Source organism: Allobosea sp. UC22_33, assembly GCF_042700715.1.
Lineage (GTDB): Bacteria > Pseudomonadota > Alphaproteobacteria > Rhizobiales > Beijerinckiaceae > Allobosea.
Genome location: NZ_CP170556.1, coordinates 1,507,623 through 1,532,074, shown reverse-complemented (window position 1 = coordinate 1,532,074; position 24,452 = coordinate 1,507,623). Strand labels below are relative to the sequence as shown.

Genomic DNA, 24,452 nt, shown 5'->3' with positions numbered 1-24,452 from the left:
TTAGGCGGTGGATGATTCGCCGGGCGGCGCATTCGCCGCGGCCCGCGTGGCCATTTCGACCAGTCGCGCCCGCTCCGGCGGCTCGCGCAGGCCGCGCGGATCGAGGATATGGCGGCGCAGGAAGAAGCCGGTCAGGGCGAAGCCCGAGAGGATATCCGCCGGCGACGGCCGGCGCCCGCCCTGCCCTTCGACCAGGAAGGACGGCAGCTTCAGCAGGCGGTCAAGATAGGGTTGCGCCGCCCGCCGGCTGACCGCCTTGCCGGATTTGGGCGAGACATGGCTGAGATCGTCCGGCGAGCCGGTGACGGCGCAGCGCGCGAGATCGAGCCCGAAGCCCAATTCGGTCAGCATCGCCAGCTCGAAGCGGATGATGAGAGCCGGCGCCATCTCAGCCTCGTCGAGATGGGCTACAAGGACGGAGAGGCCCTCATAGAGGCCGGGATGGGGATCGCGCTCCGGCAGCAGGCGCAACAGGCCGGCGATCGTGCCGAGCCCGTAAAGCGCGACCGGCGCCGCGATCAGGCGGGCGGCATGGGAGGTGAGGAGCTCGACCTTGTATTCGCCGAGATGCTCGTCGAGCCGGGCGCGCCATGTGAGCGAGACGGCGTTACCGGGCTGGAGCGAGGCCTGCGCCTTGGCGGAGCGCCCGCCCCTGACGAGGCCGAGATGGCGGCCGTGCTCGCGCGTCATCGCCTCCAGGATCACGGCGCTCTCGCCATGAGCCTTGAGGCCGATGATCGTGCCCTCGTCGGTCCATTCCATGAGGAGAGGGTTTAGGGCGTGACGCGCGGCGCCGCAATTTCATGCGCGCTGCCGGCCATCGGACGACGGCCCAACTGGTTCGGCTCCCGGCCTTGTTTGGAACCGCGGGTCATCCCGGACGGAGCGAAGCGGAGATCCGGGATCCATGCCTGAGCCTTTATCGGATAGGCTCCGGCATGGATCCCGGGTCTCCCTTCGGTCGCCCGGGATGACGGCGCGGGAAGTGAACAGGTGGCCGCCTCACGCCACGTACTGCGCGATGCCGCCGCCGAAGGACCAGTCCTCGCGCTTGACCTCGACGAGGTTGATGAAGATGTCGTCCGGCTTCAGGCCCGGCTCCTTCATCAGGTTCTCGACGATCGCAGCGTAGAGCTTCTTCTTCTGCGTGACGCCGCGCGTATTGGCGACGGTGAGCTGGATGATCACCAGCCTGTCACTGCGGTTGAAGCCGAAATAATTGGCGTCGAAGACGAACTCGCCGGCGTCATGCTGGTGGACGACGGCGAAGAGGTCCTTTTCCGGCACCTCGAAGGTCTCCCGCAGCGCCTTGTAGACGCCATCGATGATGGCGGCCGGCTCGGAAGCCGGGCGGCCGCGACGCATGGAAATCCTGATCAGGGGCATGGTCTGTCTCCGTATCGAGGCGCAACCGCGCCTGTTGGAGAACACCATAGGCCGCTTCTCACGATCTTAAAATCGCATCTATGACGATATCAATGATATGGTATCATGATGTATGAACACCTTGGACATCGACGCCGTCGCCTCCTTCCTGCGGGCAGCCGAGCTGAAAAGCTTCACCCGCGCCGCCGAGGCGCTCGGCACGACGCAATCGCTGGTCAGCACGCGGGTGAAGCGGCTCGAAGACGGACTCGGCCGGCTGCTGCTGCAGCGCCATCCCCGGCTGGTGCGACTAACGGCAGAGGGCGAGCGCTTCCTGCCCGCCGCGCGCGAGTTGCTGGCTGCCCATGGCAAGGCGCTCGCAGCCTTTACCGTGACGCCGGAGCATATCGCGGTCGGCATCAGCGAGCAGGCTGTCGGCGCCGAGGTTCCGGCCGTACTGGCGCGTCTCACCGCCCATGACCCCGGCATCGTCATCAATCTCAGGATCGAGCCGTCACGGATGCTGGAAGAGGCGTTCGAGCGCGGCGAGCTTGACGTCGTGATCGTGCGCCGGCTTGCGGCAGGGCGGACCGGCGAAGTGCTGCGCGACGATGCCGTCGGCTGGTTCGCGGCGCCCGGTCTCGTGCGGCAGGCCGATGCACCGGTGCCGCTCGTCAGCCTCGTCGCCGAATGCCGCTTGCGCCGACACAGTATGGATACGCTGGACCGCGCCGGCATCGCCTGGCGCGAGGCCTTCGTCGGCGGCGGCATGGCGGCGGTCGCAGCCGCAATTCAGGTCGGGCTCGGCGTCTCGCCATTGGCCGCGCGGATCGCGCCGGCAGGCACGATCGATATCGGGCCCGCCTGGGGCCTGCCCTCGCTCGGCGGATCGCAGGTCGTGCTCAGGAGCAATGTCGCCACGCCGCGGGCGGGCGCTTTCGTGCGCGAATTGGCGGCGGCGTTCCGGGGGTAGCGGCTGGCAACGTCCGCTCGCAGCGACCTCAGACCCCCTTTGTCATTCCGGGGCGCGCCGCAGGCGCGAACCTGGAACCCACGACCGGATGAGCCACTCACGACCGAACACCGGATGTCTCACCCAGTTGTGGGTTCCGGGTTCTTCGCTACGCGAAGCCCCGGAATGACAAGGGTGGTGCCAGCAAGAAACTCGCGGGCTACTGCCTCTGCCGCCCTACCCGACCACGCGCTCCACACGGCTTATCACGCGCTTCTCGCGGAGTTCGCTGATGATGGCCGAGAGGTGCTTCAGGTCCCAGACCGTGAGGTCGATGGTGACGTCGGTGAAGTCCTGGTTCGGCCGGTTCATCGAGACGGAGTCGATATTCCCGTCATGCTCCGCGATGGTCGTGGTGATCTGGGCGAGCGAGCCGGGCTCGTTGATCGATTTCAGGGCGATGCGCGCGGGGAAGCGCTGCGGCACCTTGTCGTCGAGGTCCCAGCGGACATCGAGCCAGCGATCGGGCTCGTTGTCGAAGGCCGCGAGTGCCGGCGACTGGATCGGGTAGATCGTCACCCCCTCGCCCGGCGTCAGGATGCCGACGATGCGATCGCCCGGCACGGCCCCGCCATGCGGCGCGAAGCGCACCGGCAGGTCGCCGCCGAGGCCGCGGATCGGGATCGCAGTATCCGGCTCCTCGCCCGGCAGCTTGAACTTGAGGTTCTCGCCCTTGCGCAGTTCGAACCAGCCCTTGCCGTTGGCGGCCGCCCCCGGCTTGCCGTCGGAGGAGCCACGCTTCTCGGGTTCAAGGTCGGGATAGACCGCCTTGACCACGTCGCCGGAATACATCTCGCCGCGCCCGACCGCCGCGAGCACGTCGTCGACGGTGTTGCGCGCGAGGCGCTTCAGCGCCGCCTTGAGCTTGTCGTCGGAGAAGGCGCGCTCGGCGCGGGAGAAGGCGCGTTCGAGAATCTGGCGACCGAGGCCGGCATATTGGCGGCGGACGGCGGCGCGGGTGGCGCGGCGGATCGCGGCGCGGGCCTTGCCGGTGACGACGAGGGATTCCCAGGCCGCCGGCGGGGCCTGCCCGTCGGCGCGGGTGATCTCGACCTCGTCGCCGTTCTGCAATTCGGTCAGCAGCGGCGCGATGCGGCCGTTGATCTTGGCGCCGACCGCGCTGTTGCCGACGTCCGTATGGACGGCATAGGCGAAATCGATCGGCGTCGCGCCGCGCGGCAGGGCGATGAGCCTGCCCTTCGGGGTGAAGCAGAAGACCTGGTCGTGGAAGAGCTCGAGCTTGGTATGCTCGAGGAATTCCTCGGGGCTGTCGCCCTCGGCCAGCAAGTCGACGGTGCGGCGCAGCCATTGATAGGCGCGGCTCTCGTCGGCGAGGCCCATCGGCTCGCCGGCCCGGCCGTCCTTGTAATGGGCGTGCGCGGCGATGCCGTATTCGGCGATGCGGTCCATGTTGTCGGTGCGGATCTGCAATTCGACGCGGCTATGGCCGGGGCCGACGACGGTCGTATGGATCGACCGGTAGTCGTTCTGCTTCGGCGTCGAGATATAGTCCTTGTAGCGGCCCGGCACCATCGGCCAGGTCATGTGGACGATGCCGAGCACGCGATAGCAATCCTCCGGCCTGTCGACGATGACCCGGAAGCCGAAGATGTCGGAGAGCTGCTCGAAGGAGACGGATTTGCGCTCCATCTTCTTCCAGATCGAATAGGGCCGCTTGCGCCGCCCGAAGACCTCGGCCTGGATGCCGCTGGCGGCGAGCTTGCCCTTCAGGTCCTGTTCGATCTCGCCGATGACCTTGCCCTCGCGCTCGGTCACCTCCTCCAGCCGCTTGGTCACGGTGGCATGGGCCTCGGGCTTGATATGGCGGAAGGAGAGTTCCTCCAGCTCCTCGCGCAGCTCCTGCATGCCCATGCGGCCGGCGAGCGGGGCGTAGATCTCGATCGTCTCCTCGGCGATGCGCAGGCGCTTCTCGGGCGGGACGAAATGCAGGGTGCGCATGTTGTGCAGGCGGTCGGCGAGCTTGACCAGCAGGACGCGGATATCGTCGGCGATGGCGAGCAGCAGCTTGCGGAAATTCTCGCCCTGCGCCGCCTTCTTCGAGACGAGGTCGAGCTTCTTGATCTTGGTGAGGCCGTCGACCAGCCGGCGGATATCCGGCCCGAACATGGTCTCGATCTCTTCGAGCGTCGCGGCCGTGTCCTCGACCGTGTCGTGCAGGACGGCGGCGACGATGGTGGCGTCGTCGAGCTTGAGATCGGTCAGGATCGCCGCGACTTCGAGCGGATGCGCGAAGAAGGGATCGCCGGAGGCGCGCTTCTGCGTGCCATGAGCGCGCATGGCATAGACATAGGCCCGGTTGAGCAGGTCCTCGTCGGTATTCGGATTATAGCTCCTGACCCGGTCAACGAGCTCATATTGCCGCATCATGCCCATGCGGGCCCCAGCCTCATCCTGCGATCATTGCAACACATTATTATTTGCACAGGCATCGGCGGCAGCAAGGCGTTTTCCGGATAGCGGGCATGAAAAAGCCCGGCACTGCCGGGCTTTAACGGGAAACAGTGAACAATCGATTCACGCGAGGAGAATCAGTCCTCGTCGTCGGCGCTCTCGGTCGGCGGCACGAGGCCGTCGAGGCCGCGCAGCAGGTCCTCTTCGCTCATGCGGTCGAACTGGACTTCGCTGTCCGGGGTCGCGGCGCTCGTCGGGCTGGCGAGCAGCGGAACGGTCTCCTGCTCCGGCTCGTCGACCTCGACATGCTTCTGCAGCGAGTGGATCAGGTCTTCCTTGAGATCCTCAGGCTTGAGCTTCTCGTCGGCGATCTCGCGCAGCGCGACGACGGGGTTCTTGTCGTTGTCGCGGGGGACGAGGATCGACGAGCCCGACTGGATCATCCGCGCGCGGTGGCTGGCGAGCAGCACCAGCTCGAAGCGGTTCTCGACCTTGTCGATGCAGTCTTCAACGGTAACGCGAGCCATGGCCGGCTTCTTCCGATCTCAGCGATGCAGGGAAATGGATTGAGCACGGCCTTACAGGCAAAGCCACCGCGATGCAAGAATTTCGCTCGCTGCCGGCGTCGCGTCAGGCGCCCATGCGACGCACCATGTCGTCCAGCGTCGGCTCATACCGGCCCGCGACCTCGCCGCCGCGCGCGCCCATGGCCGGCAACTCGTGCGGCTGGAGCTGGGCGAAACGCATCCGCATCGTGGTGGCGACGCCCTCGCCGAAGGCGATCGCCTCGCGATTGCCGATCGAGGACAGGAAATTGATCGTGCTGGCGGAGGCGTCGGAGATCGCCGAGCGGATGATCTGCTGGTCGCGCTCGTTGGCCAGCCGCATCGCGAAGATGGTCGAGCATTGCGACAGGATGGTCGGGTCGAGCTCGCCGGGGCGCTGCGTCACGATGCCGAGATAGGCGCCGTATTTGCGGCCTTCCTTGGCGATCCGGGCGAGCGCCTGCCGCGTCGGCGCGAAACCGAGCTTGGGGTCGGAGGGGACGTAGCGATGCGCCTCCTCGCAGAGCACGAGGATCTCGCAGGCGCCCTGGCTCGCGCTGGCAAGGTCGAAGGCCAGGCGCGACAGCACCGAGGCCACCGCGTTCACGACTTCGGATGGCAGGCCGCCGAGCTGAAAGGCCGTGATCGGCCGGCCATGCATCGGGATGCGGAAGACCTGGGACAGGATCGGCGCCACGGTCTCGTACATGTTGGCCCGGCCGAACATGAAGCGATAGCGCGGATCGGCGTGGAGCGACTCCAGCCGCACCTTGAGCGAGCGCAGCGCGGCACGAGGCCAGCGCTGCTCATGCAGGCCGACCAGCTCGTCGATGACCGCGAAGACATCCTTGATGCGGTAGGGCGTGGCGGCATCGGCCGGCCCGGCCTGCTGCGTATCGGCGGACTGGCGCGAGACGCCGAGATCGAGCGGACGCTTCAGCAGACTCGAGCCGAGATCGCGCGCCAGATCCTGCCCGTTGGGCTGGCGATAGCGGGCGCGCGCGGCCGAGACGACCTCGCGCAGGATATCCGGCTCGTCGTCGAGAGGCGCGCGCGCGCGAAACACGACATCGGCCAGTTCGTCCTGCTTGAACATCCAGAAGGGCAGATCGAGGCTTTCGCCGTCGATGGTCAGGGCGAGGTCCGGAAAGGCGCTGGAATATTCGTTGTGCGGGTCGAGGATGAGCACGCGCAGGCGCGGCCGGACCGAGACGGCACGGCGCAGCAACAGCGAGACCGCGCTCGACTTGCCGACGCCGGTCGTCCCGACCAGGGCGAAATGGCGCGACAGCATGTCCTCGACGCTGACGGTCGCGGGGATGCTGGCATCCTGCGTGACATGGCCAATCTCGACGCCGACCCGGTCACCGAGGTTATGGACGAGCGCAAGATCACCGGAGCGGATACGGTGGGCGACAGCGCCGATCGACGGAAAGGTGCTGATGCCGCTTTGGAAGCGCGGCTTTCCAACGGTGTTCTCCAGCACCTCGCCAAGCAACTCCACCTCGACCCGGATCGGGTTTTCCTCGGAATCGTACCAGGCGGTGTCGACGGCGTGCAGCTTGTAGACGAGCGCGACGATACGGCTCGCGCCAAGATTGATCGATATCATCTGGCCGATGGCCCAGGCATCACCGGCCTGCCAGCCATCGGTCGAGACCGCGCTGAGGATCGTGGCACGCGAGCCGTCACAAGCGATGACGCGGCCGAGCGCCCGCTCGGGCGGCTGCTGGCCGTCACGCCTGTCCGGCTGGATATCGGTGTGGAAAGCCGCGTTCTTCAGTGGGAGTTGCATCGGCTCGCGCGATTTCTGCAATGTCGAACATCAACGCTAGGGAGTTCCGGTTACGATTACCTTCACGCGGAAAGGTTATTCCTCTTTATCAAATCGCAAGGTTTGGCGCCCCGCACCGATCACATTTCGTGAGCCGGGCATCACAATCCCTGTATTGAGCCGACGCGCCGCTTTCGTCTAAGCAGGTTTCAAAGAAACAAGGGGAATGCGTGATGGCCGAAGGCTTGCGTCTGGGCATCAATATCGACCACGTCGCCACGGTGCGAAACGCGCGTGGCGGCGCCCTGCCCGATCCGGTCCGGGCCGCGCATCTCGCCATCGCCGCCGGCGCCGACGGCATCACCGCCCATCTGCGCGAGGACCGCCGCCATATCCGCGACGCCGACATGGAGCGCCTCGCCACAGAACTGACCAGGCCGCTAAATTTCGAGATGGGCGCCACCGAGGAGATGATCGCGCTGGCGGAACGGCTGAAGCCGCATGCGGCCTGCCTCGTGCCGGAGAAGCGCGAGGAACGCACCACCGAAGGCGGCCTCGACGTCGTCGGGCAGGCAGCCCATCTCGCGCCGGCCATCGCCCGGCTGAAAGCGGCCGGCTGCCGCGTCTCGCTGTTCATCGAGCCGGACGAAGCGCCGATCGCGATGTCCGTCAAGCTCGGCGCGCCGGTCATCGAACTGCATACCGGAAGCTGGTGCCATGCCGTCATCGACGGCGACACCGCCAAGGCGGAGGCGGAATTCCGACGGCTGACGAACGGCGCGGCGCTCGGAGCCAGGCTCGGTCTCGAAGTCCATGCCGGGCACGGGCTCGACTACGACACCGCCCGCATGCTCGCAGCCGTGCCGGCCTTCGTCGAGTTCAATATCGGCCATTTCCTGGTCGGCGAGGCCATCTTCGTCGGTCTCGAAGAGGCGATCCGCCGGATGCGGCAAGCGATGGACGAGGGCCGCGCCGGGCGCTGAGCCCCCGGTCAACGTCCTTCCCTGCTCCCAAAGCGGTTCCGATCCGGCGCAAAGCGCGCTACATCGCGGGGATGATCCTCGGCATCGGCTCCGACCTCTGTGACATCCGCCGCATCGAGCGCTCGCTCGAACGCTTCGGCGACCGCTTCACCCAGCGCGTCTTCACCGAGGGCGAGCGGGCGAAATCGGACCGGCGCGCGACCCGCGCCGCTTCCTATGCCCGCCGCTTCGCCGCCAAGGAGGCCTGCTCGAAGGCCTTGGGCACGGGCATGAGCCACGGCGTGTTCTGGCGCGACATGGAAGTCGTCAACCTGCCGGGCGGACGCCCCACGATGCGATTGACCGGCGGCGCGATCGAGCGGCTGAAGGCCATGACCCCGCCAGGCCACGAGGCTTTCGTCCATGTCTCGCTGACGGACGACCCGCCTCTGGCGCAGGCCTTCGTGGTGATCGAGGCACGGCCGGTCACCTGAACCGCCTTCCCTTCAAGCAGAAGCCGCCGCCATTCCGGGGCACCGCTTGACGATGCACCGGAACGACGGCGGCTTTCGAGACGTTACCGCCCTGTTCGGCCGCTCAGCGGCCGGTGACCTGGCCTTCCGGCTCGTCGCTCAGCCAGCGATAGATCACGCCGCCGAGCACGCCGCCGATCAGAGGCGCCAGCCAGAACAGCCAGAGCTGCTGGAGCGCCCAGCCGCCGACGAAGAGCGCCGGGCCGGTGCTGCGGGCCGGGTTCACCGAGGTGTTGGTCACCGGGATGCTGACGAGGTGAATCAGGCAGAGGCCGAGGCCGATCGCCAGCGGGGCGAAGCCTGCCGGCGCCTTGCCATGGGTCGAGCCCATGATGATGAAGAGGAACATCATGGTCATCACGACTTCCATCAGGAAGGCCGAGACGAGATTGTACTTGCCGGGCGAATGCTCGGCATAGCCGTTCGAGGCGAAGCCGCCGGCAAGATCGAAGCCCGGCGCGCCCCGCGCGATAAGATAAAGGACGCCGGCCGCCACGACGGCGCCGACCACCTGCGCAATGATATACGGAACGACCTGGCCCGCCGGGAAGCGTCCGCCGGCCGCGAGGCCAACCGTCACCGCCGGATTGAGATGGCAACCCGAGATATGGCCAATGGCATAGGCCATCGTGACGACGGTCAGGCCGAACGCCAGCGAAACGCCGAGCAGCCCGATACCGACATTCGGAAATCCCGCAGCGATGACCGCGCTGCCGCAACCCGCAAAGGTCAGCCAGAAAGTCCCGATGGCTTCGGCGGCTAATTTCTTCGTGCTCATGAATGATTCCCCCCAGTGTCGCGCGACCATGATGCTGTTGACGAAAACAGGGGCCGTCAATCTGTCATCGGTGTTAAAACTGCCCTGATCCTGCCGTTCTCCCACGCTGGATTCGCATTTGACATCTTGCCGCCATCCACTGGCGCCCCTCCCCCTCCCGCTCTTGCGCGTTGTCGCAGGCGCGATAGTCGGCTAGACCGCGCGCTGGATTGCAGCCTCAGGAGCGCCCGCGTGGCCAACGACGTCGACAGCAAAAGCAAGGCGGCCAAGGAAGAGGGCGGCGTCCTCGAGACGATCAAGGTCGTCGTCCAGGCGCTGCTCATCGCGCTCGTCATCCGCACCCTGCTGTTCCAGCCCTTCAACATCCCCTCGGGCTCGCTGATCCCGACGCTGCTGATCGGCGACTATCTGTTCGTGTCGAAATACACCTACGGCTATTCCAAGCATTCGATCCCGTTCAGCCCGCCGCTGTTCTCCGGCCGGGTCTGGGCAGCCGAGCCCAAGCGCGGCGACATTGCCGTGTTCAAGCTGCCGAGCGACAATTCGACCGACTACATCAAGCGCGTCATCGGCCTGCCGGGCGACCGCATCCAGATGATCGACGGCATCCTGCACATCAACAACCAGCCGGTGAAGCGCGAGCGCATCGCCGATTACGTGACGGCCGACAACTGGGGCCGCAGCGCCCCCACGATCCAGTATCGCGAGACGCTGCCCGGCGGCGTCAGTCACCAGATCATCGAGCGCGAGGGCGATACGGGCACCTTCGACAACACGCAGGTCTTCATCGTGCCGGCCGGCCATTTCTTCATGATGGGCGACAATCGCGACAATTCGCTCGACTCGCGCGACCGCAGCGTCGGCTTCGTGCCCTTCGAGAATTTCGTCGGACGGGCCGAGATCATCTTCTTCTCGATCGAGGACGGCGCCTCGGCCTGGAAGATCTGGGAATGGCCCTATACGGTTCGCTGGAACCGTCTGTTCAGCACCATCAAGTGAGCAAGGCGGGCGACGGCGGGCGCAAGGCCCCGGATACGGCACGGCTCGAAGCCGCGCTCGGGCACCGCTTCGCGGACCAGAGCCTGCTCGCCACGGCGCTCACCCATATGAGCGCCGAGGGCTCGCGGCTGGCGAGCTATCAGCGCCTCGAATTCCTCGGCGACCGCGTGCTCGGCCTGTCGGTCGCCGACCTGCTGTTCCGGCAGTTCCCGCAGTCGGAGGAAGGCAATCTCTCGCGCCGGCTCGCCGATCTCGTGCGCAAGGAGACCTGCGCGGAGGTGGCAGAGGGCTGGAATCTCGGCCAGTTCATGCGGCTCGGCGAAGGCGAAATCCTCGGCGGCGCCCGCAAGAACAAGGCGATCCTGGCCGATGCCTGCGAGGCGATCATCGGCGCGGTCTTCATCGACGGCGGCTACGAGGCCGCACGCGCACTGATCGAGCGCGCCTTCGGCGAGCGCATGCTGAAGCCGATCCGCCCCTTGCGCGACGCCAAGACCGCGCTGCAGGAATGGGCGCAAGGCAAGGGCTATCCGACGCCGACCTATAGCGAGCGTGGCCGCTCCGGCCCCGATCACGCGCCGGTCTTCGTCGTCGCCGCCAGGATCACGGGGCTCGCCGACGCCGAAGCGCGCGGCCCCTCCAAGCGGCTGGCCGAACAGGCCGCGGCCGAAACCTTCCTGAGGCGCGAGGGCCTGTGGAACGACAACCCGGAAAGTGACAATGTCTGAAACCGATCAAGCCACGCGCTGCGGCTTCGTCGCGCTGATCGGCGCGCCGAATGCCGGCAAGTCGACGCTGCTGAACCAGCTCGTCGGCGCCAAGATCTCGATCGTCTCGCGCAAGGTGCAGACGACGCGCACGCAGGTGCGCGGCATCGCGCTCTCCGGCACGGCGCAGATCATCTTCGTCGACACGCCCGGCATCTTCGCGCCCAAGCGCCGGCTCGATCGCGCGATGGTGACGAGCGCCTGGGGCGGCGCCACCGATGCCGACCTGATCGGCGTGCTGATCGACGTCGCGCGCTTCGACCATGAGGAGAACACCGCGCTGTTCGAGCGGCTTGCCGAGCTGAAGCAGCCGAAATTCCTGATCCTCAACAAGATCGACACGGTGCCGAAGGAGAAGCTGCTCGAAATCACCGCCAAGGTGAACGAGCGCGGCAGCTTCGAGACGACCTTCATGGTCGCGGCTCTGACCGGCTACGGCGTCAAGGATATCCTGACCTGGCTGGAGAAGCGTCTGCCGCTCGGCCCCTGGCTCTATCCGGAGGACCAGATCTCGGACGCGCCGCTGCGCTTCCTCGCCGCTGAGATCACCCGCGAGAAGATGTTCGAGCGGCTGCATGACGAACTGCCCTATCGCTCCACGGTCGAGACCGAGAGCTGGCAGCAGAAGCCGGACGGCTCCGTGCGCATCGAGCAGACGATCTATGTCGAGCGCGAGGGCCAGCGGAAGATCGTGCTCGGCGAAGGCGGCCAGACGATCAAGGCGATCGGCCAGAAGGCCCGCATCGAGATCGCCGAGGCGGCCGAGGCCAAGGTCCATCTCTTCCTGTTCGTGAAGGTGCGCGAGAACTGGAGCGACGATCCGGAGCGCTACCGCGAGATGGGGTTGGAATTCCCCAAGGGCAAAGCCTGAGCGGCGCAGCAAACGTGATGCGCAGCGAGAAGGACAAGATGCTGGCCGGCGAACTCTACCGCGCCGACGGCCCCGAGCTCATCGCCGATAACCGCCGCATCAGCGCCTGGATGGAGCGCTTCAACGCCACGACTGCAACGCCGGAAGCGCGGCTGCCGCTGCTGCGCGAGGCGCTCGGTCATGTCGGGCGCGACGTGGTCATCCGCCCGCCCTTCCATTGCGACTACGGTTACAATATCAGCCTGGGCGACGGCGTCTTCCTGAACTTCAACTGCATCATCCTCGACGTCGTGGCGGTCACGATCGGCGATGGCACGCAGATCGGCCCCGGCGTGCAGATCCTGACAGCCGACCATCCGCGCGACCCCGAACAGCGCCGGCAGATGCTGGAATTCGGCCGCCCGGTCTGGATCGGGCGCAATGTCTGGATCGGCGGCGGCGCGATCATCCTGCCGGCGTCACGATCGGCGACGACGCGATCATCGGCGCGGGCAGCGTGGTCACGCGCGACGTGCCGGCCGGCGCCACGGCCGTCGGCAATCCGGCGCGCCTGCGGCCCTGACGTAACGGAAAATCGAGCTGCGTCAGTGTGCCACGGACTGCCCTTGTAACTTGTCAAATTTCAGTCGTGAAACGACATTGTTAGAACGCGTTTTGCCTCCATTTTCATACCTAAAGATATTTCAGCAGGAGTGATTGCCATGAGCGCCGTACCGCGCATCGCGCTGTTCATCGATGGCGCCAATCTCTACGCCACGTCCAAGCAGCTTGGCTTCGACATGGACTACCGGCGCCTGCTGCGCGAGTTCCAGGGCCGCGGCAACCTGATCCGCGCCTTCTATTTCACCACGCTGATCGAGAGCGAAGAGTATTCCTCGATCCGGCCGCTGGTCGACTGGCTCGACTACAATGGCTACCGGGTGATCACCAAGGCGGCGAAGGAGTTCACCGACGCCACCGGCCGGCGCCGGATCAAGGGCAACATGGATATCGAGCTGGCGATCGAGATGCTCGAGCTCGCGCCGCATCTCGACCAGATCTACCTATTCTCCGGCGACGGCGATTTCCGCCCGCTGGTCGAGGCGGTGCAGCGCAAGGGCGTGAAGGTCTCGGTGGTCTCGACGATTTCGACCAATCCGCCGATGGTCTCGGACGAGTTGCGCCGTCAGTGCGACGAGTTCATCGACCTCGCCCAGCTCATGCAGAAGATCGGCCGCGACCCGGCCGAGCGTGCCGGCCGCAGCGGCCCTGCCGCAGCGCCGGTTACACCCGGCAGCCCGTCGCTGGAGCGCCGCTACGGCATCCGCCAAGGCGACGAGCCGGCCGAGGGGTAAGGCGCCAGCACTACCCGCCCGACTTCAGCAACCGCTGCTTGTCGCGGTTCCAGTCGCGCTCTTTCTCGGTCTCGCGCTTGTCGTGGAGCTTCTTGCCCTTGCCGAGGCCGAGCTCGACCTTCGCCCTGCCCCGGTCGTTGAAGTAGACCTTGAGCGGGATCAGGGCCATGCCCTCGCGCTGGACCGCGCCCATCAGCTTGTTGATCTCCCGCCTGTGGAGCAGGAGCTTCCGCGGCCGGCGGACCTCGTGATTGAAGCGGTTGGCCTCGAGATATTCCGGAATATGGGCGTTGAACAGAAAGAGCTCCGTCCCCATCGGGCCGGCATAGCTCTCTCCGATCGTCGCCTTGCCGCCGCGCAGCGATTTGATCTCGGTCCCCTGCAAGGCGATGCCCGCCTCCACGGTTTCCTTGATCTCGTAATTGAAGCGCGCCTTGCGGTTATCCGCCGCGAGACGATAGCGCTCCGGATCGGGTTTCTTCATGCCGTTCCGCTGAATCCATGCTGCTCGACCGGCGCTGCCACAGCTTGAGAATCCGATTCGGAATCGGCGCCCAAGCCTTTGAAGCCACTGGTCTTGTCATTCTTCCGCCCGCCCCGGCGGGGCGAGCGAATGGCCGTGCCCTGTCCGGCACGGCCATCCATCCTACTTAAGCATTCACCAGCCCGGCGAAAACCATGGCCTCGCGAATGACCTTGCCCGTCGCCGGCGTCACCGGCATCAGCGGCAAGCGGACCTCCTCCTCGATGCGGCCGAGCAGGGCGAGACCGTGCTTGGCGCCGGCAAGGCCGGGCTCCTTGAAGATCGCATCATGGAGCGGCACCAGACGGTCCTGCACCTTCAGCGCGCCGGCATAGTCGCCCTTCTGGACGGCCTCCATCAGCTCGGCGCAGAGGCGCGGCGCGACATTGGCGACGACCGAGATGCAGCCATGGCCGCCGGCCGCCATATAGGCGAGCGCGGTCATGTCCTCGCCCGAGAGCTGGATGAAATCCGGCCCCATGGCGTGGCGCTGCTGAGAGACGCGGGCGAGATTGGCGGTGGCATCCTTCACGCCGGCGATGTTCTTCAGCTCATAGAGCCGCGTCATCGTCTCGACCGACATGTCCACCACCGAGCGCGGCGGGATGTTGTAGATGATGATCGGAATGCCGATCGCGTCGTTCACCGCCTTGAAGTGCTGGTACATGCCCTCCTGGGTCGGCTTGTTGTAATAGGGCGTGACCACGAGCACGGCATCGGCGCCGGCCTTCTCGGCATGGACGGCGAGATCGATCGCCTCGATCGTGTTGTTTGAGCCGGCGCCGGCGATCACAGGGACGCGGCCCTTGTTCTGGTCGATGACGATCTCCACCACGCGCTTGTGCTCGTCATGGGACAGCGTCGGGCTCTCGCCGGTGGTGCCGACGGGCACGAGCCCGGTCGAGCCGTTCTCGATCTGCCATTCGACCAATGCGCGCAGCGCCTGCTCGTCGACCTTGCCGGATTTGAACGGCGTGACCAGAGCGGGCATCGAGCCGGTGAAGGCAATGTGCTTGGTCATGGGACGGTCCTGGGACGAAAACGCGGGTTACGGGGCCGCCACACATAAACCGTCGTCTCGCCAAGGCAAAGCCGGCAAGTCATGAAAATGCGTGGCCTCATAGTTAAGCCTTCATAAACGGCCTTCGCCGACCATCCGTCGATGACCATCCGAGCCTGGAGCCGCGCCATGGCCTCGCCTGCGGCCGCGAGGAGACTGATCTGCCTGCTGCTGCCCGTCCTGCTCTCGGCGTCTTCGACGCGGGCGGGCGATGACGGCATGCTCGCAACCCAGCGCAAGCTCGCCATGCTCGGCGATGTCGAGGCCACGGGCGCGCTGCCCTATCCGGCCAATGCATTGCGTGGTCACGACGCCGTCAATGTCGAGGCCGTGAAGGCGGCGGTCGCTGCCTATCGCCGCGGCGCACTCACTGAGGGCGACGATCTCGCGGCACGCATCGACGATCGCTCGACGCGCTCCCTGCTCGAATGGGTGGCGATCCATGCCAATGCCGGCGCCGTGCCCTTCCTGCGGATCGACGCCTTCCTGCGCGAGCACCCGAACTATCCGGCCACGACCCGTTTTCGACGCCGCGCCGAGGAGGCGCTGATCGCGGAGAAGAAGGCCCCCGCCATCGTGCGCGCCTTCTTTCATGGCCAGCAGCCGGTCTCGCCGGCCGGGCGGATCGCACTGGCCATCGCGCTCAAGGATGAAGGCAAGGCCGAACAGGCCAATGCCCTGATCCGCCAGAGCTGGCGCAAGGACGTTTTCGGACAGGCTCTCGAAAAGATCGCGCTCGCCGCCTTCGAGGCGGTGCTGAGCAAGGACGACCATCGCCTGCGCGCCGAGCGCTTTCTATTCCGCGAGAATGGCGAGGCCGCCCTGCGCAACGCCGCCCGCGTCTCGACCGATTACGTCGTGCTGGCCAAGGCGCGGCTCGCCAGCGCCAAGGCCCGCCGGCCCATCTCCGACAAGCTGATCACGGCCGTGCCGGCGTCGGTTCGCGGCGATGTCTCCTTTGCCTTCCTGCAAGCCCAGCAGGCGCGCCGCGGCGACAAGCTCGACGATGCCGTGAAGGCGCTGACCGCGATTCCGCGCGATCCGGCCCTGCTCGGCGACGGCGACGGCTGGTGGGAGGAGCGGCGCATCATCGCACGTAAGCTCCTCGATGCCGGCCAGCCGCAGAAGGCGTATGAGGTCTCGTCCGGCCATGGCGCCGAGGATGCAGCCGAGCGGATCGAGGCCGAATGGCATGCCGGCTTCCTGGCGCTCCGCTTCCTGAAGAAGCCGGATGTCGCGCTCAGGCATTTCGACGCGGCGGCAGGCATCGCCGAGACGCCGATCTCGGTCGCCCGCGCCGCCTATTGGCAAGGCCGCGCCTATGAGGAACTGGGCAAACCCGACGAGGCCAAGGCCGCCTTCGGCAAGGCGGCGGAACAGCCGATCGCCTATTACGGGCAATTGGCCCGGGCCAAGCTCGGCTTCTCCGACCTACCGCTGCGACGCACGGTTGCCGCCGGGCTCGAGACCCTGCCGGGCCATCGCGCCGTGCGCCTGCTCTACCGCATCGGCGAGCGCGATCTCGCCACGCTGATGCTGAACGACTTAGCGCAGCGTCTGCACACCACCGAGGCGCTGGAGGCGATCGCCGCCATCGCCCGGCGCGAAACCGATGCGCGCGCGCAGGTCGGCATCGGCAAGGCCGCGCTGCAACGCGGCTTCCCGCTCGACATGACGGCCTATCCGGTCAACGGCATCCCGGAATTCGACGTGCTCGGCGATCCGATGGAGCGCGCCATCGTCCATGCCATCGCCCGGCAGGAGAGCGCCTTCGATCCGACCGCGATGTCGGGTGCCGGCGCGCGCGGCCTGATGCAGATGATGCCGGCGACCGCTCGCGAGACGGCAAGGCGCGCCGGCCTCCCCTTCAACTGGGAGAAGCTGGGGCAGGACCCGCTCTATGCGGCGCGGATGGGCGCGGCCCATCTCAACGACCTGCTCAAGGAATGGCGCGGCTCGTATATCCTGACCTTCGCCGCCTATAATGCCGGCTCGCCCAATGTGAAGAAATGGATCGCCGCCTATGGCGACCCGCGCGATCCGGAGGTCGACGCCGTCGACTGGGTCGAGCGAATCCCGTTCTCGGAGACGCGCAACTACGTCCAGCGCGTGATGGAGAACCTGCAGGTCTATCGCGAGCGCCTGAATCAGCGCACGGCCTACCTCATAGACTACGACCTGAAGCGCGGCGGCAAGCGGGACTAGCCGGGCCTTTGCTCAAACACGCCGTCATCCCGGACAAGCCGCGAAGCGGCGCCGATCCGGGATCCATGCCGGAGCGTTTCCGACAGAGGCTCAGGCATGGATCCCGGGTCTCCGCTTCGCTGCGCCCGGGATGACATGATGAGGTCATGAAGCCACCCCAACGATCTTCCCTGCCGATTGCAATATTTGAAACTTTCAATTAGTTTCTGCCGGCAGCGGAGGAATTTCGATGCTGCAGGACATTGCCGATTTCGCGCCCACCCTTGAGGCTTGGCGTCGCGACCTTCACGCCCATCCCGAAATCGCCTTCCAGGAATTCCGAACCTCGGATTTCGTCGCGAAGACGCTGGCCTCCTTCGGTATCGAGGTGCATCGCGGGCTCGGCGGCACCGGCCTCGTCGGTGTCATCAAGGGTGCGGCCGAGGGGCCGACCATCGGCCTGCGCGCCGACATGGACGCGCTGCCTATGGAGGAGGATACCGGCCTCGACTATCGCTCGACCACCAAGAACCAATTCCATGGCTGCGGCCATGACGGCCATACCGTGATGCTGCTCGCCGCGGCGCGCCATCTCGCCGCCAACCCGCCCAAGCGCGGCAAGGTCCACCTGATCTTCCAGCCGGCCGAGGAGATCGGCCAGGGCGCGCAGAAGATGATCGAGGACGGGCTGTTCGAGCGTTTCCCCTGCTCCGAGGTCTACGCGCTCCACACCATCCCGCTCTACGAGGAAGGCACGGCTGCCGTCCGGCCCGGCCCGACGCTGAGCGGCACGACCGTGTTCGAGATCACGATCAAGGGCAAGGGCGGCCACGGCGCGGCGCCGCATACAACCAATGACCCGCTGCAGGTCGCGGCGCGGCTCGCGATCGAGATCTCCTCGATCGTCGGCCGCCATGTCGATCCGATGCAGCCGGCCGTCATCAGTCTCGGGAAGCTCGTCGCCGGCACGGCCTCGAACATCATCCCGGACTCAGCCGAGCTCAGCGGCACGATCCGCACCTATAATCCCGAGACGGAGGCCCGCATCATCGACAAGCTCGATGCGGCCTGCCGGGGTCTGGCGCTGATGTCCGGCTGCACCATCACCTGCACGAAGAAGGCGAGCTGCCCGCCCTGCCTCAACGATCCCCGCGCTGCAGCGGCTGCGGCCGCTGCAGCAGCGCAGGTTCTCGGCGACGCCAATGTGCAGACCGATCTGACGCCCCTGCCCTTCTCCGACGATTTCGCACTGATGCTGCGGCAATGGCCGGGCGCCTACATCTTCCTCGGCCAGCCCGGCGCGATGTGCCACCACCCGACCTTCGATTTCGACGACCGGCTGCTGCCGGTCGGCGCCAGCATCCTGTGCCGCCTCGTCGAGCGCCAGACCGGAGCCAACGCATGACCGCCGCCGCGATCCCGAGCGCCGAGCCGCGCTCCCCGGCCATGATCCGTCGCGCCGTGATCTCCTCGGTGATCGGCAATGGCCTCGAATGGTACGACTTCCTGGTCTACGGCTTCTTCGCCACGATCATCGCCCAGGTCTTCTTCCCGACCTCCGATCCGCTGGTCTCGACGCTGCTGACGGCCGCGACCTTCGCGATCTCGTTCCTCGTCCGGCCGGTCGGCGGCGTGCTGCTCTCGACCTATGCCGACCGCTTCGGCCGCAAGCCGATCCTGACGGTGATGATCCTGATCATGGGCTTTTCGACCGTGCTGATCGGGCTGACGCCGAGCTATGCGACGATCGGCATCCTCGCGCCCATCCTCGTGATCATCGCGCGCATCCTGCAGGGCATCTCGGTCGGCGCCGAATTCGCCTCGGCCACCGCGATGCTGGTCGAATACGCCCCGCCCGGCCGCAAGATGCTGTTCGGCAGCTTCCAGATGTGCTCGCAGGCGCTGGCGCTCGCGCTCGCCGCCTTCTCCGGCTATGCGCTGGCGACGCTGCTGACGCCCGAGGACCTGCAGGGCTGGGGCTGGCGCATTCCCTTCCTGCTGGGCTCGCTGATCACGCCGCTCGGCTTCTACATCCGCCGCTTCGTCGACGAATCCCCGGAATACGAGAAGGACACCAAGCAGAGCACCGGGCAGACGCCGTTCCGCACCGTTCTCTCCGAGCATCGCAACGCGCTGTTGCGCTGCTTCGGCATCATGATTCCCGGCACGGCCTCGAACTATGTCTGGTTCATCTTCCTGCCGGGCTATGTCATCCGCCAGCTCAAGCTCCCCTTCACCAGCGCCATGCTGAGCTCGCTGATCGGCGGCGTCCTGCTCTTCATCTTCGTGCCGATCATGGGCCATCTCGCCGACCGCTGGAGCGCCTTCCGCGTCTGGCTCCTGGGCATGCTGAGCTTCGCGCTGCTCTCCTACCCGCTGCTCGCCTATGTCGTGGCGGAGCCGAGCTTCGAGCGGCTCCTGACCGCACAGGCGATCTGCGCGCTCTCGATCGCCGCGATCTGGGCACCGACGCCGGGCCTGCTCGCCGGCATGTTCCCGACGCAGGTACGCTCGACCGGCATGTCGATCGCCTACAATGTCGTGGTGCTGCTGTTCGGCGGGCTCGCGCCCTTCACGCTGACCTGGCTCGTGGCGAAGACGGGGTCGGACATGGTTCCGTCCTATTATCTCCTCGCCTGCACGGCGATCTCCCTATTCGCCCTGAGCCTGGCGAAACGGGCGCGCACGCAAGGCTGAGCAAGCAAGATGGCCCGCGAGTCCTTCCTGACCTTCCGGCTCGACCAGTTGAGCCAGACCGCGATGGCGAAGGCCTCGCAGGTCTACAAGGAGCGGCTCGGCCTCAATATCCGCGAACTCAGGGTGATGAGGGCGATCGGCGACGAGCCGGGACTGTCGTCGCGGAGCCTGTCGGAAGCGACCTTCATCGAGCAGACGCTGGTCTCGAAACACCTGCGCAAGCTGGTCGGTGGCGGGCTGGTGCAACGCGAGCTGGAAAGCGCCGATGCACGGCGCGTCGTCCTGCGCCTCACCGCGCAGGGCGAGACGATCCGAGAGGCCGCGGACCGGCTGGGCGAGGAGATGGAGCGCGATTTCCTGTCGGTACTGACCCCGCAAGAACTCGCCCAGTTCAACCACTGCATCGACAAGCTGCGCCGCTGGGGTGCTCCCTGAACCGAAAGCCGGCTTCCGTGGGCGTCCCGGCCATGGTTAGGTGCCCTCCCGCCGCCTGCGCAGCCTTTTTGAGTCCCTCATGACGCCCGAATCCGGTTTCACCTCCCGCTTCGTCAGCGCCAGCGACGGGCTCAAGCTGCATTTTCGCGACTACGGGCCGCTCGCGGCGACTGCGCTGCCCGTCATCTGCCTGCCGGGCTTTGCCCGTACCGCAGCCGATTTCCATGAGCTGGCGCTCGCCCTGTCGCAGGACGAGGCCAAACCGCGCCGCGTGCTGGCGCTCGATTATCGTGGCCGGGGCTTGTCCGAATACGACAAGAACTGGAAGAACTACGACATCCGCGTCGAGCTCGACGATCTCGTCCAGGGTCTGATCGCTGGCGGCATCGAGCAGGCCGTCTTCGTCGGCACCTCGCGCGGCGGCCTGTTGACCATGGCGCTGGCGGCGGCGCGCCCCGCCATGATCCGCGGCGTCGTCTTCAACGATGTCGGCCCGGTGATCGACGCGCGCGGCCTGCTGCGCATCCGCGGCTATGTCGGCAAGCTGCCGACCCCGCGCAGCTTCCAGGAAGGCGCGGAGATCCTGAAGCGGCTCTCGGACCAGCAGTTCCCGATCCTCGGCGAGGCCGAATGGGAGGTGATGGCGCGCCGGACCTGGACCGATCGCGACGGCTCCCTGAAGCCCGATTACGACATCAAGCTGATGAAGGTGTTGGAGGAGCTCGACCTCGAGGCACCGCTGCCGGTGCTCTGGCCTTATTTCGACGCGCTCAAGGCCGTTCCATTGCTGGCAATCCGTGGCGCCAATTCCGACCTGCTGGCCGAGAAGACCCTGGAGGAGATGGCGGAGCGCCATCCCGACTGCGAGACCTACACCGCGCCCGGCCAGGGCCACGCGCCGCTGCTCGGCGCCAAGGACATGATCCGGCGGATCACCAAGCTGGTCGCGCGAGCCGAGCGCCGCGCCGGCTGATCCGGTTCAGGACTTCGGGCGCTCCGCTTCGATCTTGTCCTCGACGATCTCCGCGACATTGCCCTGCCCCGCCGTCCCGTCGTCGCGCGACGTTTCGACCTCGCCGGCCTTGGCCCGCTTGGCGAACTCTGTCTCTGTCCCAGCCGCCAGAAGCTTGGCCTGATCGACCCAATCCTCGCGCTCGATGCGACCGGGAAAGGCGAGATAGCCGCCGACCCACTCGACATTCTCCGGCGTCCAGGCAGCGATCTGCTCGAAATGCCAGATGCCGAGGCCGTGCAGGCGCCCCTCGTTCTGCCGGCCGATACCCTTGATCAGCTTGAGATCGTCGGGCTTTTCGTCGCGGGCTGCAACAAGGCCCGCAGGACGCTGCCCGGGCAGCTCCGCCTCGTTCTCGACGGGCGGTAGCCGGGCCGGCTGGGCGGCGGCCGGCACCGTCGATGCAGGCGCTGCCGCGACGGCCGGCTGCGAGGCCGCGACGAGGACGGCGCCTGGCTGCGATGCCGCCGGCTTCCGGAGCAAGCCGGCGCAGACGCAACCCGCCCAGTAGGCGGCGGTGAACAGCAACGCCGTCTCGACCCAGGTCGCCGGCATGCCGTTCAGGAGCTGAAACCAGGTCACGGCGGCGCCGGCGATCCAGAGCACGGCGACCGCGCTCCAGGCACCGCTCCAGAAACGCGCCTTGCCGCCGTCATGGCTGATCCAGCCCATGGCGCAGCCGAGACCGAAGGCAGCGAGCAGGAACCAGACGAACTGACTGGCGAGATAGAGCATGTCCGCCTCCTACTTCGCCACGGTGAACTGCACGCGGCGGTTCATCGCCCGGGCTTCCGGCGCTTCGTGCGGCACGAGCGGGCGGGTGCTGCCATAACCCTTGACCGCGAGCTTGCCGGAATCGATGCCGCGCCGCGCCAGTTCATCGCGCACGCGCAGTGCCCGGCGGAGCGACAGATCCATATTGTCGAAGCCGCGCCGCTCGCCGTCGCGGTTGGCATGGCCTTCGATGACGACCGGAGAGCCAGGGCATTTCTCCAGGATGGCCGCGGCCTCACTGACGACGCGCTCGGTCGTGGCATCGAGCTCGACGACCGAGGTTCCCTGGCCGAACAGGACGGTGTTGCGCCTGGTCAGCCCGTCGAGATCGTTCTGGCAATTCGCCGGCGGATCGACCACGCAGCCGGTCTGGCGCAGGCTCACCGCCGCATCCACCTTGAAGCCCTGCGGCAGGCCGGTGGCGGCGCTGGTCTCGATCTCGCTCTTGATCAGGTCGCGGCAGGTGAGCCCCCGCAGCGTCACGCGATCGTTCACCACCGCAGCCGAGCCGAGATCGAGGCGCAGCAGATCGGCCAGCACGGCCCGGGCCGCGGCGCCGAAGCCTGCCGGGGCTCCCTGCACGAGCGTGGTCGCATCCTCGAAACGGTCCTTCAGCGGCGAATCCGCAACCAGGGCCCGCAGTGCCGCTTGCGTCGCCTGATCCGGCAGATATCCGGAAAGCCGCAGGCCAGTCCGATCCGCCGAGAGCGACAGGCCATAAGGCCGCACCACGATGCTGTCAGGCACATCGGCCAGGGCCAGACCGGCGGGAGCATTGCGCGCCAGAAGATCGCGCAATGCCGCCAGGCTCGCGGCGTCCGCGATCTCGCCTGCGATCGCGAAAGCCTTTTCGCGGATCGTCACGGAGCCGGTCTTCAGCTTTGACAGGGCCTCCAATGCGAAGGAGGTCGAAGCCCCCAGGTCGAGCTCGGATTTCAGCGCCGGCTCGATGCCCATCCGGTCATCGACCGCCGCTTCGCCGAAGAAACCGCGCACCGCGGAGAGAATACGCGCGCGCGCCGCCTCGTCCGGCAGCTTTCCATTGAGGCGCAGGCCGCTGTCGCTGCGAACGGCGCTCCAGTCCAGCGGCACGGGAGCCACCGCACGGAGCGTTACCGCCGGAGCGCCCAAGGGCGGCGCGATGACAGTGCCCTGCGGCGCCGCAGGGCCCGGCGCAGGCTCCGGAGACGCTGCGGCGCCCGCCGGCTTCGGCTGAGCCGGCAAGACATCGTGCAGGATCAGCCCCGGCACCTCCGGGATCGGCACGATGACCGGCACCGGCGGCGGAGCGGGCGGACACTCGATGGCAGCCTGAGCCACCGAATCCGGCCCGTCCAGCTGGGCAATCTGCAGGCGCAAGGCCTGACAGGCCTCGTAGGTCTCAGGCCCTTTCCCGGCCAGGGTGTAGACGTCGCCGTTGATCTCCACCTTGCCCTGCCGCAGCCGCGCCAGATCCCCGACCGCACGCGCGATCTTCGCAAGGAAGGCCGATGGCGCACCAAGCGCCGGCTTCATCTCGTCACGAAGGGCAGAGCCCGCGCCGAGCGCCTGCCGCGCCACTGCCAGTATCTGCTGGCGCGCGTTCTGATCGGGATAGAAGCCGCGCATCACGACGCCGCCGCCGGCTTCCTGCTCGGCACTCCAGCGATAGGGTGTCACGGCGGGTGGCTCGAGATCGCATTTGACGGCGCGGAAGCCAGGCCGCTCCGCCTGCGCCATCGCGGCCTCGAGGGCCAGGAACGAATCCGAGCTGGCCGCCTTACCCTCGATGCAGAAGCGGCCATCGTCGAGGGTGACCCGTCCCGAGGCCAGCTTCGGCAATTCGGCGAGCATCGCCACTGCCATCGCTGCGAACCCCTCCGGCGCACCGAAAGCGACGGTCTGGCGGTCGTCGATCCGCAAACCGGGCAAGGCCGCCGATGCAACCGCCATATTGGCCGCAGCGGTGTCGAGATCCGGCACGAATCCAGCGAGCGTCACGCTATCCGCCTGACGGCTGGCGAACCAGGAATAGGGTTTCTGGGCGACGACCTGCGACAGCCCGCCAAGCGTCCGGCGCACGCCGAACTCGCCATGCAGCCGGGCCATCGCCTTGCCCGCGCCATCGGAGGACAGGACTTCCCCACCGATCGTGACGTCGCGACCATCGACCTGGGCAACGACCGGACGGGCGCCCGGCGTCGTGCCGGCGACGGCCGCCACGGCCTGCTCGGCGCGCAAGCCGACATCGCGCTCGATTGCGGAATCGAGTGCGAGATTTCCGGCTCCCCACAACAAGCCGAGTGGGATCAGCCCCCAGAGCCAACGCGCCGGTTGAGACATGCACCGCCCCCTGCCCCACGTCGACCCGGGGTCGGCGCAGGTATCCCCTTCGGGATCGCTCTCGTTTTCTCAAGGACTTGTCGAGCGATCCGC

22 protein-coding genes and 1 pseudogene are annotated in these 24,452 nt (G+C 66.9%); 13 read left to right on the top strand and 10 right to left on the bottom strand.

The genetic code is table 11. The features are described 5' to 3' along the window. Together recO and ACFJGT_RS07300 are read right to left on the bottom strand one after the other, a co-directional pair. Positions 1-762 (bottom strand): DNA repair protein RecO, encoded by a 762-nt coding sequence (gene recO / locus ACFJGT_RS07305; protein WP_377847367.1) that lies wholly within the window; start codon positions 760-762, stop codon positions 1-3. Between the two features lie 240 nt (positions 763-1,002). Beyond that, on the bottom strand, positions 1,003-1,386 hold the full coding sequence (locus ACFJGT_RS07300; RefSeq protein WP_377847365.1) for a tautomerase family protein: 384 nt from the start codon (positions 1,384-1,386) through the stop codon (positions 1,003-1,005). Between the two features lie 112 nt (positions 1,387-1,498). Between ACFJGT_RS07300 and ACFJGT_RS07295 the strand changes: the two genes are divergently transcribed. Beyond that, complete coding sequence (locus ACFJGT_RS07295; RefSeq protein WP_377847363.1) at positions 1,499-2,338, top strand: LysR family transcriptional regulator; 840 nt, start codon at positions 1,499-1,501, stop codon at positions 2,336-2,338. A gap of 216 nt (positions 2,339-2,554) precedes the next feature. On the opposite strand, the gene ACFJGT_RS07290 is transcribed toward ACFJGT_RS07295, so the two are convergent. From ACFJGT_RS07290 to ACFJGT_RS07280, 3 genes are all read right to left on the bottom strand, one after another. After that, entirely contained in the window at positions 2,555-4,765 is a 2,211-nt protein-coding gene (locus tag ACFJGT_RS07290; RefSeq protein ID WP_377848940.1) for a RelA/SpoT family protein, read from the bottom strand. A gap of 161 nt (positions 4,766-4,926) precedes the next feature. Continuing rightward, entirely contained in the window at positions 4,927-5,316 is a 390-nt protein-coding gene (gene rpoZ / locus ACFJGT_RS07285; RefSeq protein ID WP_291651738.1) for a DNA-directed RNA polymerase subunit omega, read from the bottom strand. A gap of 103 nt (positions 5,317-5,419) precedes the next feature. Continuing rightward, positions 5,420-7,129 carry an ATP-binding protein gene (locus ACFJGT_RS07280; protein ID WP_377847360.1) on the bottom strand — a complete coding sequence of 570 codons (1,710 nt, stop codon included), beginning with the start codon at positions 7,127-7,129 and terminating at the stop codon, positions 5,420-5,422. 212 nt (positions 7,130-7,341) lie between these two features. Here ACFJGT_RS07280 and ACFJGT_RS07275 point away from each other — a divergent pair, with 212 nt between their 5' ends. Both ACFJGT_RS07275 and acpS read left to right on the top strand, forming a co-directional pair. After that, positions 7,342-8,091, top strand: a complete 750-nt coding sequence (locus ACFJGT_RS07275; protein WP_377847358.1) for a pyridoxine 5'-phosphate synthase — start codon at positions 7,342-7,344, stop codon at positions 8,089-8,091. A gap of 71 nt (positions 8,092-8,162) precedes the next feature. Further along, complete coding sequence (gene acpS, locus ACFJGT_RS07270) at positions 8,163-8,564, top strand: holo-ACP synthase (protein WP_377847355.1); 402 nt, start codon at positions 8,163-8,165, stop codon at positions 8,562-8,564. Positions 8,565-8,667: 103 nt separating this feature from the next. Here the strand turns inward: acpS and aqpZ are convergent, their stop codons facing one another. Continuing rightward, positions 8,668-9,381 (bottom strand): aquaporin Z, encoded by a 714-nt coding sequence (gene aqpZ, locus ACFJGT_RS07265; RefSeq protein WP_377847353.1) that lies wholly within the window; start codon positions 9,379-9,381, stop codon positions 8,668-8,670. Between the two features lie 231 nt (positions 9,382-9,612). Here aqpZ and lepB point away from each other — a divergent pair, with 231 nt between their 5' ends. The 5 genes and pseudogenes from lepB to ACFJGT_RS07240 all read left to right on the top strand — a co-directional run bounded on the left by lepB (position 9,613) and on the right by ACFJGT_RS07240 (position 13,352). Further along, positions 9,613-10,380 (top strand): signal peptidase I, encoded by a 768-nt coding sequence (lepB, locus tag ACFJGT_RS07260; protein WP_377847351.1) that lies wholly within the window; start codon positions 9,613-9,615, stop codon positions 10,378-10,380. After that, on the top strand, positions 10,377-11,108 hold the full coding sequence (rnc, locus tag ACFJGT_RS07255; RefSeq protein ID WP_377847349.1) for a ribonuclease III: 732 nt from the start codon (positions 10,377-10,379) through the stop codon (positions 11,106-11,108). The genes lepB and rnc overlap by 4 nt, the downstream gene beginning before the upstream one ends. Further along, positions 11,101-12,018 carry a GTPase Era gene (gene era, locus ACFJGT_RS07250; RefSeq protein ID WP_377847346.1) on the top strand — a complete coding sequence of 306 codons (918 nt, stop codon included), beginning with the start codon at positions 11,101-11,103 and terminating at the stop codon, positions 12,016-12,018. Before rnc ends, era begins: the two co-directional genes overlap by 8 nt. 17 nt (positions 12,019-12,035) lie before the next feature. After that, a pseudogene (locus ACFJGT_RS07245) lies at positions 12,036-12,580 on the top strand (sugar O-acetyltransferase). Positions 12,581-12,719: 139 nt separating this feature from the next. Next, on the top strand, positions 12,720-13,352 hold the full coding sequence (locus tag ACFJGT_RS07240) for an NYN domain-containing protein (RefSeq protein WP_377847344.1): 633 nt from the start codon (positions 12,720-12,722) through the stop codon (positions 13,350-13,352). 10 nt (positions 13,353-13,362) lie between these two features. Here the strand turns inward: ACFJGT_RS07240 and smpB are convergent, their stop codons facing one another. After that, on the bottom strand, positions 13,363-13,836 hold the full coding sequence (gene smpB, locus ACFJGT_RS07235) for an SsrA-binding protein SmpB (RefSeq protein ID WP_265058831.1): 474 nt from the start codon (positions 13,834-13,836) through the stop codon (positions 13,363-13,365). 166 nt (positions 13,837-14,002) lie between these two features. Then, positions 14,003-14,896 carry a 4-hydroxy-tetrahydrodipicolinate synthase gene (gene dapA, locus ACFJGT_RS07230; RefSeq protein ID WP_377847341.1) on the bottom strand — a complete coding sequence of 298 codons (894 nt, stop codon included), beginning with the start codon at positions 14,894-14,896 and terminating at the stop codon, positions 14,003-14,005. Positions 14,897-15,064: 168 nt separating this feature from the next. On the opposite strand from dapA, the gene ACFJGT_RS07225 reads away from it, so the two are divergent. The 5 genes from ACFJGT_RS07225 (at position 15,065) to ACFJGT_RS07205 (ending at position 21,224) form a co-directional block, all read left to right on the top strand. Beyond that, a complete protein-coding gene (locus ACFJGT_RS07225; protein ID WP_377847338.1) occupies positions 15,065-17,140 on the top strand; it encodes a transglycosylase SLT domain-containing protein in 2,076 nt (691 codons plus the stop codon). 229 nt (positions 17,141-17,369) lie between these two features. Then, complete coding sequence (locus ACFJGT_RS07220) at positions 17,370-18,524, top strand: amidohydrolase (protein ID WP_377847336.1); 1,155 nt, start codon at positions 17,370-17,372, stop codon at positions 18,522-18,524. Further along, positions 18,521-19,816 (top strand): MFS transporter, encoded by a 1,296-nt coding sequence (locus ACFJGT_RS07215; protein WP_377847334.1) that lies wholly within the window; start codon positions 18,521-18,523, stop codon positions 19,814-19,816. Before ACFJGT_RS07220 ends, ACFJGT_RS07215 begins: the two co-directional genes overlap by 4 nt. Before the next feature lie 9 nt (positions 19,817-19,825). Further along, positions 19,826-20,251 (top strand): MarR family winged helix-turn-helix transcriptional regulator, encoded by a 426-nt coding sequence (locus tag ACFJGT_RS07210; protein WP_377847332.1) that lies wholly within the window; start codon positions 19,826-19,828, stop codon positions 20,249-20,251. Between the two features lie 79 nt (positions 20,252-20,330). Further along, positions 20,331-21,224 carry an alpha/beta fold hydrolase gene (locus ACFJGT_RS07205; protein ID WP_377847330.1) on the top strand — a complete coding sequence of 298 codons (894 nt, stop codon included), beginning with the start codon at positions 20,331-20,333 and terminating at the stop codon, positions 21,222-21,224. A 6-nt stretch (positions 21,225-21,230) separates the two neighbouring features. On the opposite strand, the gene ACFJGT_RS07200 is transcribed toward ACFJGT_RS07205, so the two are convergent. Together ACFJGT_RS07200 and ACFJGT_RS07195 are read right to left on the bottom strand one after the other, a co-directional pair. After that, entirely contained in the window at positions 21,231-21,998 is a 768-nt protein-coding gene (locus ACFJGT_RS07200; RefSeq protein ID WP_377847328.1) for a hypothetical protein, read from the bottom strand. A gap of 9 nt (positions 21,999-22,007) precedes the next feature. Beyond that, positions 22,008-24,359, bottom strand: coding sequence for an OmpA family protein (locus ACFJGT_RS07195; protein ID WP_377847326.1), 2,352 nt, complete (start codon positions 24,357-24,359; stop codon positions 22,008-22,010). Positions 24,360-24,452: the final 93 nt, after the last annotated feature.